Here is a 13,158-nt window from a genome sequence, read left to right as displayed (position 1 = left end):
GCATCAGGCCGCGCCAGTCCGGCGCCGCGTGCTGAACGCCCGCACCAGATTGCGGCCTTCGTCCTTGGCTTTGTAGAGCGCCTGATCCGCCGCCTTGATCACCGCGTCGGGCGCGCGCAGGGAGTCGCTGCGTTCGGCTACGCCTATGCTGACCGTCACCCGCAGCGGCCGCGCATTGCGCGCGTCGCGCCCGCCGCGGCGGCGCAGGCCGATCTGGTCGGCCTTGGGGCGCACCGGCTTGTCGCGCAGGCGCATCTGGTAGGCCTCGATGGAGCGCCTGACGCTTTCCAGGTGCGGCATGCTTTCCGCCGCGGTCTTGCCCGGGAACACCAGCGTGAATTCCTCGCCGCCGTAGCGGTAGGCCCGGCCGCCGCCCGGCACGCGCCGCAACTGCGCCGCCACCATGCGCAGGACCTGGTCGCCTACGTCATGCCCGTGGGTGTCGTTGAAAGCCTTGAAGTTGTCGACGTCGGCCATCGCCAGCGTATAGACGCGCCCCATGCGCTGCAGACGCTCGTTCAGCGCGCGCCGGCCCGGCAGGCCGGTCAGCTCGTCGCGAAACGCCATGTGGAAACCTTCGTGGGCCAGCGAGATGCACAGGGCCGTCAGCGCGGCGGTAGACATCAGCGCCAGTTCGACGGGATGCTCCGCCCCGCGCGGCAAGGCCCACGCCATGCACACGAATCCTAGCCACTGCCCCGCCTGCTGCGGACGCCCATAGCGCAGCAACAGCAGGGTCAGCGTCAGGCCCGTGGCCAGCAAGGCGATCAATCCTTCGATCGGCACGCTCAGGTGGGCCAACCTACCCTGCACGGAGAGCATGCCAAGCAGATCGTTCACGCCGTCCTTGCCGGCCAGCGCAATCGCCGCCGCGCCGGCGGCGATCATGCCGATGCGGGCGGCCAGGTCCAGCAACATGCTGGAGCGCTCGGACCACAGGGCGTTGATGGTGTAGGCCAGGGACCACCACGCCAGCGCCGGTCCGACGGCCCAGGGCGCTTCCGTGGCCAGCGCCGGCCAGGCCGCCGTGGCGGCCAGCACGCTGAGCATCAGCACCATGGTCTGTGCGCGCTGGTACATCAGGCACACGGCAACGCCGATCAGCGCCATCACCCAAGGCACGAACGGCACGATCTGCGTCAAGGCCGGCGGCCATTCGCGCCACAGCAGCAGCCCCACCGCAGCGGCCACCGGCAGCGCAGGATAGAACAACAAAGGCAGCCAGGGGATATGGGGGTAACGCACGGGTCGGGGCTTTTTTACGCTTGCGGAGATGACGTCGCCAAATCGGCAAACACATGTACTGTCATTTACGGACGCGGCCGCGATGTTCTTTAGCGGATTTGCAAGTAACACCGCGCGCCGCGGCCATGATATGTTTTTTTCTTCACTCAGCAGACGGCCCCCCAATGCACATCCTGGTCAACATCGACGTGCCCGATCTCGAACACGCCATCGACTTCTATCAACGCGCGTTCGGCCTGACGCTGCGACGCCGGATAGGACCGACGGTGGCCGAGATGGCAGGGGCCGAGGCGCCCATCTATCTGCTGGAAAAGGCGGCGGGTACGCCTGCCGCCGGCGCCACGCGCCAGCCGCGCGACTATGCGCGGCACTGGACGCCGGTGCATCTGGACGTGGTGGTGGAGGACGCGGACCGCGCGGTCGCACAGGCGGTGGCCGCTGGCGCGCGCCTGGAAGACCCGGCCGTCTCGCACACCTGGGGCCGCATCGCCCACCTGAGCGATCCCTACGGTCACGGTATCTGCATCCTGCAGTTCCTGGGCCGGGGCTACGATGAGCTGTCCACGCCGCAGCTGCAATACGCCCCGGTCTCGGAAGCGGATTTCGAAGACCTGCTGGCGCTGCGCATCGAAGCCATGCGCGAAAGCCTGGAGCGCCTGGGGCGCTTCGATCCTGAACGCGCGCGCTCGCGGCTGCGCAGCACATTCCGGCCGGAACACACCTGGTCCATCGAGCAAGATGGCCAGCGGATCGGGTTTTACGCGCTGCGCCCGGAGGGTGACGGCTTGCGCCTGGATCATCTGTACATCCGCCCCGCCGCGCAGGGTTCGGGGCTGGGCGGACAGGTCATGCGCAAGATCCTGCAGGAGGCCGACCGCCTGGGGCTGGCGGTAAGCCTGGGCGCGCTGCGCGACAGCGATTCCAACCGCTTCTACCGCCGGCACGGGTTCGTGCAGACGGGCGAAAGCGAGTGGGATATCGACTACCTGCGTCCGGCGCCGCGGCGCGCGGACTGAGACTTCAGGTGCGCGGCAGGGTCACGCCGCGCTGGCCCTGGTACTTGCCGCCGCGATCGCGATAAGAGGTCTCGCAGACTTCGTCGCTTTCCAGGAACAGCATCTGCGCGCAGCCTTCGCCCGCGTAGATCTTGGCCGGCAGCGGCGTGGTGTTCGAGAACTCCAGCGTCACGTGGCCTTCCCATTCGGGTTCCAGCGGCGTGACGTTGACGATGATGCCGCAGCGCGCATAGGTGCTTTTGCCCAGGCAAACCGTCAGGACGCTGCGCGGGATGCGGAAGTACTCGACCGTGCGGGCCAGCGCGAAGGAATTGGGCGGGATGATGCAGACGTCGCCCTTGAAATCCACGAACGAGCCTTCGTCGAAGTTCTTCGGATCGACGATGGTGGAATTGATGTTGGTGAAGATCTTGAACTCGTCCGCGCAGCGCACGTCGTAGCCGTAGCTGCTGGTGCCGTAGCTGACGATACGCCCGCCATTGGCCGTGCGGACCTGCCCTGCTTCGAAGGGTTCGATCATGCCGGCTTCGGCCTGGCGGCGGATCCAGCGGTCGCTTTTGATGCTCATGGTGGGAATGGTGCTAGGGAATGGAATGGACGCCATTTTATCCCGAGTGCGGATGCGCCACCGGCGAGGGGCCGGGCGGGACCGTGCCGCCCGGTTCCGCCTCAGTTCCCCCAGAAGGTCCGGTAGACCAGCGCGATGCCGTTGACCGCCCCGCCCTTCAGGTCCACCGACAAGCCGCGCGCCAGCCTGTAGCTGGCGCGGCCGACGGTATCGCTTCCCGCCAGCGCCTGTTCCACGCTCAGGGTGATGCCGTTGGCGAAGGTCTTGCTGGCCACCAGGAATTGCGTCGCCAGCTGGCTGTCGCTGTCCCGGTTGACGTCGCCAGCCACCGTGCGGTCCGGCAGGATGCTGCCGGAGCTGCCGATGTTGCCCGTCTTGATGCTGACGTCGTCCAGGCCGAACTGCTTGTAGAACGGCTGCCCGCCGCCCAGCAGCGCGGTACCCACCGACATCAGCAGCGCCGCGTCGCCGCCGCTTTCGTCGGGGCCGCGGCCGAGCAGCAGCCAGGACAGCTTTTCCACGTCGCTGACGTCCGGGTACGACACCAGGTCGATGCGCGGCCGCTGCGCCGTGCCGACCACCTTGACGCCCGCCTCGACCTGTTCGCCCGTGCGCAGCGCCTCGATATCCAGCAAGGGGTTGTCCAGACGGCCCTGGAAGGTCAGCGTGCCGCGGCTCAGGCGCAGCTTCTGGCCGTAGGCTTCGATGCCGCCGCCACGGGTGCGCAGCGCGCCCACGCCGGTCAGGCGTCCATCGTTCAGCATGATCTGAATGGAGCCCAGCAGGCCGGCGTCCAGTCCCATGCCGGTGATGTAGAAGCGCGGCCCCATGTCGAACTTCAGGTTCATGCTGGTCTGCAGCGGCGTGGAGACGGTGCCAGGGTCATCGCCGGGCCGGCGCACCTTGACGTCATCGTCCAGCGACGGCACGCCCTGCAGAATTTCCAGGCTGAACCAGCCGGCGTCCGCCTTCAGGTCGCCCACGATGTCGATGCGCGGCATGGCCGCCTTCACGTCGATGACCCCGGACACCATGGCGTAGCGGTCCGAACGCTGCAGCGCCGGGAAGCGGTACAGGGTCAGCCGGATATCGCCGCCGCCATCGATGAAATTCCACTGCCCCTTGGCTTCGGCGTAGCCGCCCTTTGCCTCGGGATTGGTGGTGATCCATTCCTTGGTGCGCCATTCGGCCGGCATCACCCGCAACGAGGCCGGGAAGCGCAGGCTTTCCAGCACCACCCGGTCGCCGTCCAGGCGCGCGGACAAGGTGCCGTCGATCAGCCGCACGCCGTCGTCGATGCGCACCACGCGCAGCTTGTCGCCGCGGATGCTGCCGCTGGCCGACCATTTGCCCGCCAGGGTGCCCTGGGCTTCCAGATTGGCCTTGACCGTGCCGCCGACTTCCATCGAGTCGCCCACGAACAGGCCAACCCAGGCCAGGTCGGCGATATCCGCGTCCAGCTTGGCGCGCAGCGGCTGGCGCGGGTCCAGCGCCATGCCGCCCTTGGCGTCCACCACCAACACGGCGGTGCCGGTGCCGTTGATGAGGCCCATCTTGTCGGTGGCCAGATTGACCTTGGCGTCCAGGCGGCTGGCGTTGGCGGAGGTCGGCGTGGCGGTCAGGTCCAGCACCAGCGCCTTCAGTCCCAGCGGGATGGGAGGATCGCCCGGTATCAGCAGGTCGCCCTCGCGGCGCGCGATGCGCGCGCGGCCGCCCAGCCGGCCGTCGAACTTCAGGTCCCACAAGACGTCCAGCGCGATGCGGCGCTGGCCCTCGGGCACCATCGCGTTCACGCGGCCGGGCCGCTTGCCCAGCTTGGCCGCGGCCTCGGGATCGAAGGCGCCTATCACCTGGCGCGCCATGGCGGCCGTGATCACCAGGTTGTCGGCCTTGCCCGCCGTTTCCCAACGCTTGCCGCCCCCCCGCGAACCCTGGTGCGCCAGGACCACGCGCTCCTTGCCAGGCAGGGTCAGGCTCAGCGCCGTCTGCCCCACCTGCCACTGCCATTGCGGTTCCACGGCGGAAGGCACGAAAGCCAGCGTGACCGGACGGTCCACGGCCACGGTGAAGCCGGCGGTCTCTGCCGTCAGCCTCGAGAACGTGCCGCGCCATCCCGGCAGGGCTGCGTCGGGCGTGCCGGCTGGCCCCTTGCCCCAGGAACCGGCAAAGACGATGTTGGCCTTGGCGGGCGCCTCGCCCAGCACGCCCGCGCGCGGCTTGGGCGGCGTGTAGCCGGCAGCAAGCTCGCCGCGGTGCGCAGCCAGCGTGCCCGCCAGCTTGCCTTTCAACTCCGCGCCGCCGGGGATGCCCGGCCAGAACGCGTCGAGCTGGGGCGCTTGGGCGTCCAGCGACAGCGCGCCGTCCTTGGCGTCCAGCTCGCCCCTGGCCTGGACCCGGTTGCGGCCCAGCTTCAGGTCCACGTCCAGGCCGTGGATGCGCAGCCCGGCCAGAGGATCGGCCTCGGGCGAGGCGGCACCGTTCGGCACGGCGGCGGATTCCGCGCTATTGGTCGCTGCGGCGATATCCACCTGGGCCTTGAGCGCGCCAGTCAGGGGCTGCTTGTTCCAGCGCGTGCCCTCTTCGAAGCGCAGATCGACCGCGGCGTGGCGTAGCTGGCTCAGGTTCTCGATGTCGGCTTGCACGTCGCCGCGCACGGTCAGGACCGCAGGCGGAACATCCTTGCCCAGCCAGGGCGACAAATCCAGGCGCTGGGCGCTTATCGTGCCCGCGATGCGGTCGCGGCCCGTCCCTTGCGTACTATCGGATTGCAGGTCTAGCTGCGCGGCCAGGGTCGATTTGTCAGGCAGTTGCGCCTGCGCCCGGGCGCTGCGCAGCACCAGCGCCGTGCGCGGCGCAAGGTCGGCGGTCAGGTCCAGCAGCAGGCCGGAGCCCTCGCCCTCCAGCTTGGCCTGGATACCATCCAGGGAACCGGCGACATCGGCGCGCAGCACCACCTGGCAGGCGGGCCGGGGCGGCTCGGAAGGCGTCGCCTTGGGATCTGTCCTGGCCCCGGCTTTGGATTCATCCTTGGGGTCGGCCTTGGCGCCAGGCTTGGGCTCGGGCTTCTTGGCAGCGCCCGCCTGACGCTCATACACGCCACTCAGCTTGTCGGCTTCGCACAGCGGGGAATCGGAGCCGGTCCCGCGCGCGGTCACGTCCAGGCGAGCGGCGAACGGCCAGGGATCGGCCATGCCTTGCAGTTCGGCCTGCCCGGAGATGTCCGCCTGCGCAGCCTCGTGGCCCACCCGCAGGCTGGCGATGCGCAACTGCGCGCCCTGCTTGCCCGCGGCGAAGGTGGCGTCCAGATTGCCCAGGGTCACGGGCAAGGGTTCGCCGTCCTGGTCCAACTGGAAGTCGCCCAGCGCCACCCGGTCGATAGCGATGTCCACCGGCAGTTCGGGCAAGGAGAAAGGCTCGCCGTCGTCCTCGGCAGGCGCCGTCTCGGGCGTTGCGGTCAGGCCGATGTAAACCGAGCCCGCCGATACATCGCGCACGTGCAGCAGACGGTCGCCCAGGGCGCGCCAGTTCACGTCCAGGTGCAGGTCCGTGATGTCGACGCGGGTGCCGCTGACGTCCAGGTCCAGCTTGCCCACGGAGACGCCGCGCAACAGCGAGCCGCTCACGTCCAGCGCCTGGCCATTCAATTGCTGGGCGGCGGTGGTCAGGAGCAGCCGCGTGCCGTTCTGCGAACCGACCAGCCAGAACAGGAAGCCGCCCGCCAGCACGGCCAGCATGGCCAGGCCCGGCAACCACCACACCAGCACATGGCGCAGGAATTTGCGCAAGGCCTTCAAAACGCGATCCCCAAGGAAAAGTGCAGGCGCAGGTCGCGGTCGCGCTGGCCGTAGGCCACGTCCAGGAACAAGGGCCCGGCCGGCGTGCGCACGCGGGCGCCTACGCCGTAGCCCACCGCCATCGACATGTCGCCGAACGATTCCGCGGCGTCGCCCGCGTCCACGAACACGCCCATGCCCCAGCGCTCATTGAAATAGTGGTCGTACTCGATGCTGCCGACCAGCAGCGTGGGCGCGCCCACCACAGCGTCGTCTTGCTTCACGCCTATGCTCTGGTACTTGTAGCCGCGGATCGAACGCGCGCCGCCGGTGCGGAAACCGAAATCGTCCGGCACGCGCACCTTGCTGTTGGACCAGACCCGGCCGACTTCGCCGCGCACGGTCAGCACGTCCAGCTTGCCGATGGGCCACCATTTCTGGGCCCGCAGCCGGGCGCGGGTGTAGGGTTCGCCGGAGTCCAGCGTCACGCCCACGCCGCCGCCCACCGCGATCAGGTTGCCTTCGCGCGGGTCGTACTTGTTATCGACATCGCGGCGCAGCCATTCGGCCGTGGCGGTCAGGGTCGGCAGTTTGTACTGGTCGCCGCCGTCGATCTTCACGTGATCCTCCGCCAGCAGCAGGCCCCAGCGGGTCTCGTATTCGACCCGGCTATCGCCCGCGCCCTTGCGCTCCTGCAGGCGCGTAGCGCCCAGCGCGTAACGCGTCACGTCCAGCCCCTGGATGTCGGAGTGGTCGTACAGGACCCCGAAGGAATCCTTGTAGCCGCGCTGGTTCGGCGGCAACAGGAAGTCCGCGTAGGCGCGCTGCTGCAGCCGGTCCACGCTGAAGCCCGTCTCCAGGGTGACCGGCTGGCCAAAGACCACGTTCTGCCGGTACAGCGACTCCACGCGCAGGCCGGCCTCGTCGTCCACGCCTATCGATCCGGTGAACCGCTTGGGCGGCGCTTCCACCACCCGTACCTGCACCGGCAAGGTCACTTCGCCGTTCGAGTCGTAGGCGGGCGCAGGCGGCGGCATGCCGCCGGACACGGAAGGATCTCCCGCCGGCGTGGCAGCCGCCAGATCGGTCGAGCCTGGCGCGCGTGCGCGGTCGGCATTGGGCGCAGGAGTCGGCTGCGCCTGGCCCGGCTGCTCCAGCGACACGAACGCGCCGCGGAAGAACGCAGTGGATTGCAGGTCCTGCTGCCAGGTGTCCAGCTTGTTCTGGTCATAGGCGGCGCCCGGCGAGTAGCGCACATAGCGCTCCACCAGCTTCTCGGGCACCCGTTTCAGGCCTTCCGTGGTGAGCTCGCCCATGCGCACCTGGGGGCCGCTGTCTATTGTGACGCGCAGGGCGGCCGATGCCGTATCGGCCTCGATTTCCGCCTGCGACGCGGTCATGCGCGCCAGCATGAAGTCACGCGAGGACACCGCGTCCAGCAGGTTCGACTTGGCCTTGTTCCAGTCGCTGTTGATGAAGGGCTGGCCCGTCTTGAGCTGCCAGTCGTCGCGCAGTTTCTGCACCCGCGCCGCGAACTCGGGCCGGGTGATGCGGCCGGTGAAGCTCAGGTCCACGGACGTAACGGTGGTGCGCTCGCCCGAAACGATACTGATGTCCCAGGTTTCTCCGCCGATATCGGTGCCGGCTTCGAGCTTCACCGTGGGCGAGAAATAGCCCTGGGTGGCCAGGGCCGCCAGCGTCGCGTCGCGCGCACGCCGACGCAGGCGGTTGATTTCACCGCCGTCCTGGTCTTCCGCCAGCCGCGCGATCGCATCGACGGCTTCGGTAATCGCCTGCAGGGCGGCCGGCGGCACGCCGCCGGGGTCCACAATGATTTCCGGGCGCTTGGCCAACGCCTCGCCCGTCATCACAACAAGTCCTGCCAAGAAGGCGCGGGCTGCCCACCGCATGCGTCAGGTCGGTTGCTGCACGACGATGGACGGGAACTTCCCGGCCATGTCGCGGGGAAGCGCCGCCACGCCAGCTGCCAGCTTGCGGGCGATGCCGCGATACAGCGCCGCGGCTTCGCTGCCCGGATCCGACACCACGGTCGGCGAACCGGCATCGGTCTGCTCGCGGATCGCCAGCGTCAGCGGCAGGCTGCCCAGCCAGGGCGTCTGGTATTGCTCCGCCATGCGCTGGCCGCCGCCCTCGCCGAAGATATGCTCGGCATGGCCGCATTGCGAGCAGATGTGGATGGCCATGTTCTCGACCACGCCCAGGATCGGCACATCAACCTTCTGGAACATGCGCAAGCCCTTGCGCGCGTCCAGCAGCGCCACGTCCTGCGGCGTGGTGACGATGACGGCGCCCACCACCGGCACCTTCTGCGCCAGGGTCAGCGCCACGTCGCCCGTGCCGGGAGGCATGTCGACGATGAGGTAATCAAGATCGCGCCAATTGGTCTGGCGCAGCAGTTGCTCCAGCGCCTGCGTCACCATTGGGCCGCGCCAGATGGCGGGCGAGTCGGCGTCGATCAGGAAGCCGATGGAGTTGGCCTGCAGGCCGTGGCCCGTGAGCGGCTCCATGCTCTTGTTGTCCAGGCTTTCGGGACGGCCCGAGATGCCCAGCATGGTCGGCACGCTGGGGCCGTAGATGTCGGCGTCCAGCACGCCCACCTTGGCGCCTTCCGCCGCCAGGGCCAGGGCCAGGTTCACGGCCGTGGTGCTCTTGCCCACGCCGCCCTTGCCGGACGCCACCGCAATAATGTTGCGCACATTGGGCAAGGGCTTCAGCCCTTTCTGCACGGCATGGGCGGCGACCTTCCAGCTCACCTCGACCTGGGCGTCGGCCACGCCGGCCGCGGCCAGCGCCGCCACGGCGATATCGCGGACCTGGGCGCGCGCGGCATCGGCCGGATACCCCAGCTCGAGCGCCAGCGAAACCCGTCCGCCTTCCAGCTTGATGTCACGATCTTTTACAGAAACGCCCAAATCCATACCGGTATTCGGGTCCTGCGCGGCGCGCAGCGCGGCGCGAATTTGTTCTATCGTTATACTCATGTCACTATGGTTCCGTAGGCAGCGCGGCTTCTGCGGCCCGCCATCCCCTAAAGGATAGCGGATACCCGGGAACCTTTCCCTGCGTTTTGCATCCGATCTTCATGACCAACACACTTATCCGCTTCTTTCGTGCCGTCCTATTCGCCGCCCTGGCCTTGATCGGCATGGCGATGGCGCTGGTGTTCATGCTTTCCACGGCGATCGCCGTGGCGATCCTGTACGTGGTCGCCAAGGTGCGCGGCAAACCTTTCGGCGTACGCGCCTATTGGAGCCAGCGCCAGGGCGCCCGCCCGGGACCGTTCCAGTCCGCCACCGCCCCCTTCGCCACGCAGCCGCGCGGCGACGTGATCGACGTCGAAGCCCGCGAAATCCGCTGACGGCGGCTTTCCAGCATGCTTGCGCCGCCCGCGGCGCAAGCGGACCGTGGGCTTGTGCGTCCGCGCGGCGGAATTGCCGTGTATTCGCGCCCATCCCCGCATTCTTTCGCAACCCGCCTGATTCGCCTGCCGCGAAGGGCGGGTTGAGCCATTGACGGGCCGCTGTCCGGCAAGTCTGCGCGCTTGCCCTAAAATGGCCGGCCTACCCCTTTTTTCCCTCAACCTCCAAAGACAACCATGTCTCGCACCCTTTTTGTCACCACAGCGCTGCCCTACGCCAACGGATCTTTCCACATCGGCCACATCATGGAGTACATCCAGGCCGATATCTGGGTTCGTTCGATGCGAATGGCGGGCCACACGGTGCACTTCGTGGGTGCGGACGACGCGCACGGCGCGCCGATCATGCTGAAGGCGGAAAAGGAAGGCATCACGCCGCAGGCCCTGGTGGCGCGCTACGCCGCCGAGCGCCCGCAGTACCTGAACGGCTTCCACATCCGCTTCGACCACTGGCACTCGACCGATTCAGCCGAGAACGTCGCGCTATCGCAGGACATCTACCGCGCGCTCAAGGCCCAGGACCTGATCGAAACCCGCTCCATCGAGCAGTTCTACGATCCGGTCAAAGGCATGTTCCTGGCCGACCGCTACATCAAGGGCGAATGCCCCAAGTGCCACGCCAAGGACCAGTACGGCGATTCCTGCGAAGTCTGCGGCGCGGTCTACGCGCCCACCGAGCTGATCAACCCGTACTCGGCCCTGACCGGCGCCACGCCGGTGCTGAAGTCCTCGGACCACTTCTTCTTCAAGCTGTCCGATCCGCGCTGCGTGGAATTCCTGCAGCAATGGACCACCGGCTCCAACGCCGCTGGCGGCAAGCATCTGCAGCCTGAAATGCTGGCCAAGACGCGCGAGTGGCTGGGTTCGGACGATGGCGAGGCCAAGCTGGGCGACTGGGACATCTCCCGCGACGCGCCCTACTTCGGCATCGAGATCCCGGACGCGCCGGGCAAGTATTTCTACGTCTGGCTGGACGCGCCCGTGGGCTACCTGGCCTCGCTGAAGTCGTATTGCGCGGTCAAGGGCATGGACTTCGATGCGCTGCTCGATCCTGCCGGCCCCACCGAACAGGTCCACTTCATCGGCAAGGACATCGTGTATTTCCACGCGCTGTTCTGGCCCGCGATGCTGAAGTTCGCCGGCCGCAAGACGCCTGACGCCGTGAATGTGCACGGCTTCATCACCGTCAGCGGCGAAAAGATGTCCAAGAGCCGCGGCACCGGCATTTCGCCGCTGCGTTACCTGGAACTCGGCATGAACGCCGAATGGATGCGCTACTACATCGCCGCCAAGCTGAACGCCCGGGTCGAAGACATGGACTTCAACCCCGAGGACTTCATCGCCCGCGTCAACAGCGACCTGATCGGCAAGTACGTCAACATCGCCAGCCGCGCCGCCAGCTTCATCACCAAGCATTTCGATGGCGTCCTCGGCTATTCGGGCGACACCTCGGCGCTGGCCGCGGAGTACGCCGAACAGGCGGAGTCCATCCGCGCCGCGTTCGAGGCGCGCGAATACAACCGCGCCATCCGCGAAATCATGGCCTACGCCGATCGCATCAACCAGGCGTTCGACACGGCCCAGCCCTGGGTGCTGGCCAAGGGCATCGCCACCGCCGATGACGCTCAGAAGGCCGCCCTGCAGGACATCTGCTCGCGCTCGCTGGCCGGCTTCAAGGCCTTGTCCGTGATGCTGGCGCCGGTGCTGCCGGCGCTGTCCGAACGCGTGGCGCTGGAACTGTTCGGCGCGCAGGCGCCTTTCACCTGGGCCGATGCCTCGGTGCTGCCGCAGCGTGTGGCGCCCTTCAAGCACCTGATGCAGCGCGTCGAACCGCAGATGCTGGAAGACCTGTTCGAGCCGCCGGCCGCCCCCGTGGTGGTGCCTGGCGGCGAGCCCATCGCCGAGACCATCTCCATCGACGACTTCGCGCGCGTCGATCTGCGCATTGCGCAGATCGTCAACTGCGAACACGTGGAAGGCTCGACCAAGCTGCTGCGCCTGACGCTGGACGCGGGCGAAGGCCGTCACCGCAACGTGTTCTCGGGCATCAAGTCGGCCTACAAGCCGGAAGACCTGATCGGCAAGCTGACCGTCCTGGTGGCCAACCTGGCTCCGCGCAAGATGAAGTTCGGCATATCCGAAGGAATGGTGCTGGCCGCCAGCCATGCGGATGAGTCCGTGGACGCCGGCATCTACGTGCTGGAACCCTTCCCCGGCGCCAAGCCCGGCATGCGCGTGCGCTGATCCCGCGCCCCCGCTGAATGCAAAAAGCCCGCCAGTTCAAATCGGCGGGCTTTTTGTTATTAAGCGCGGTACATCAGGCCTTGCTGGGCGCCAGCGCCGGGTCCAGCGAAACACGTTCGTCGAAGACGAAGCATTTGCCGTCATAGCCGGGACCGCCGGTTTCCTCGAAGTACTTGAGGATGCCGCCATCGAGTTGGTAGACGTGCTCGATCCCGGCCTCGTTCATGTAGATCGCGGCCTTTTCGCAGCGGATCCCGCCGGTGCAGAAACTGACCACGGTCTTGCCTTCCAGTTCGGCCCGGTGCGCCTGCACCGCCGCAGGAAATTGCGTGAAGCGTTCAATGCGCCAATCGATGGCGTTCCTGAAGGTGCCTTCGTCGACCTCGAAGGCGTTGCGCGTGTCCAGCATGACCACGGGCCGTCCGGCGTCGTCCATGCCGGCCTCGAGCCAGCGCGCCAGCGTCTTCGCATCCACGCCGGGCGCGCGTCCCGCCTCCGGGCGGATCGCCGGATGATTCATGCGGATGATCTCGCGCTTGATCTTCACCAACAGCTTGCGGAACGGCACCGCCGCGCTATGGCTGAACTTCACTTCCAGGTCGGCGAAGCGCGGATCGGCGCGCAGGGTGCGCAGAAACGCGTCGATGCCATCCGCTGAACCCGCCAGGAACAGGTTGATGCCCTCTTCGGCCAGCAGGATGGTGCCCTTGAGCGCGGCCAGGCCTGCCTCGTCCAGAAGGCGGGCGCGCAACTCGGGCAGAGCATCCAGCGAAACGAATTTGTAAGCGGCGATATTGACGACGGAAGTCATGGAAAAGCGGAAAAAAGCGGGCGGCGAAAGGCGTAATAGTAATCGCTGGGCGGTTTTCCCCG

At 67.5% G+C, this 13,158-nt stretch carries 9 protein-coding genes; 3 read left to right on the top strand and 6 right to left on the bottom strand.

What is annotated here, in order from left to right; translation table 11 throughout:
* Positions 1-3 precede the first annotated feature (3 nt).
* Complete coding sequence (locus IB268_RS04795) at positions 4-1,245, bottom strand: diguanylate cyclase (protein WP_175161315.1); 1,242 nt, start codon at positions 1,243-1,245, stop codon at positions 4-6.
* 164 nt (positions 1,246-1,409) lie between these two features.
* Here IB268_RS04795 and IB268_RS04790 point away from each other — a divergent pair, with 164 nt between their 5' ends.
* A complete protein-coding gene (locus IB268_RS04790) occupies positions 1,410-2,261 on the top strand; it encodes a GNAT family N-acetyltransferase (protein WP_175212612.1) in 852 nt (283 codons plus the stop codon).
* Positions 2,262-2,265: 4 nt separating this feature from the next.
* Here the strand turns inward: IB268_RS04790 and dcd are convergent, their stop codons facing one another.
* The 4 genes from dcd to apbC all read right to left on the bottom strand — a co-directional run bounded on the left by dcd (position 2,266) and on the right by apbC (position 9,604).
* Positions 2,266-2,829, bottom strand: coding sequence for a dCTP deaminase (gene dcd / locus IB268_RS04785; protein WP_041654363.1), 564 nt, complete (start codon positions 2,827-2,829; stop codon positions 2,266-2,268).
* A 101-nt stretch (positions 2,830-2,930) separates the two neighbouring features.
* Complete coding sequence (locus IB268_RS04780; RefSeq protein ID WP_370528704.1) at positions 2,931-6,623, bottom strand: translocation/assembly module TamB domain-containing protein; 3,693 nt, start codon at positions 6,621-6,623, stop codon at positions 2,931-2,933.
* Positions 6,620-8,512 (bottom strand): autotransporter assembly complex family protein, encoded by a 1,893-nt coding sequence (locus tag IB268_RS04775; RefSeq protein WP_119450329.1) that lies wholly within the window; start codon positions 8,510-8,512, stop codon positions 6,620-6,622. Before IB268_RS04775 ends, IB268_RS04780 begins: the two co-directional genes overlap by 4 nt.
* A 3-nt stretch (positions 8,513-8,515) precedes the next feature.
* Positions 8,516-9,604 carry an iron-sulfur cluster carrier protein ApbC gene (apbC, locus tag IB268_RS04770; protein WP_192352776.1) on the bottom strand — a complete coding sequence of 363 codons (1,089 nt, stop codon included), beginning with the start codon at positions 9,602-9,604 and terminating at the stop codon, positions 8,516-8,518.
* 101 nt (positions 9,605-9,705) lie between these two features.
* Between apbC and IB268_RS04765 the strand changes: the two genes are divergently transcribed.
* Positions 9,706-9,981, top strand: a complete 276-nt coding sequence (locus IB268_RS04765) for a hypothetical protein (RefSeq protein WP_006226181.1) — start codon at positions 9,706-9,708, stop codon at positions 9,979-9,981.
* Positions 9,982-10,218: 237 nt separating this feature from the next.
* Positions 10,219-12,285 carry a methionine--tRNA ligase gene (metG, locus tag IB268_RS04760; protein WP_192353909.1) on the top strand — a complete coding sequence of 689 codons (2,067 nt, stop codon included), beginning with the start codon at positions 10,219-10,221 and terminating at the stop codon, positions 12,283-12,285.
* A gap of 73 nt (positions 12,286-12,358) precedes the next feature.
* Here metG and IB268_RS04755 read toward each other — a convergent pair whose 3' ends face one another.
* Positions 12,359-13,096 (bottom strand): sulfurtransferase, encoded by a 738-nt coding sequence (locus IB268_RS04755; protein ID WP_175161310.1) that lies wholly within the window; start codon positions 13,094-13,096, stop codon positions 12,359-12,361.
* Positions 13,097-13,158 lie beyond the last annotated feature (62 nt).

The sequence above is a fragment of the Achromobacter sp. ACM01 genome (assembly GCF_014851745.1).
GTDB lineage: Bacteria > Pseudomonadota > Gammaproteobacteria > Burkholderiales > Burkholderiaceae_B > Achromobacter > Achromobacter aegrifaciens.
The sequence above is the reverse complement of the archived record's forward strand: the minus strand, read 5'-3'. Positions and strand labels throughout refer to the sequence as shown.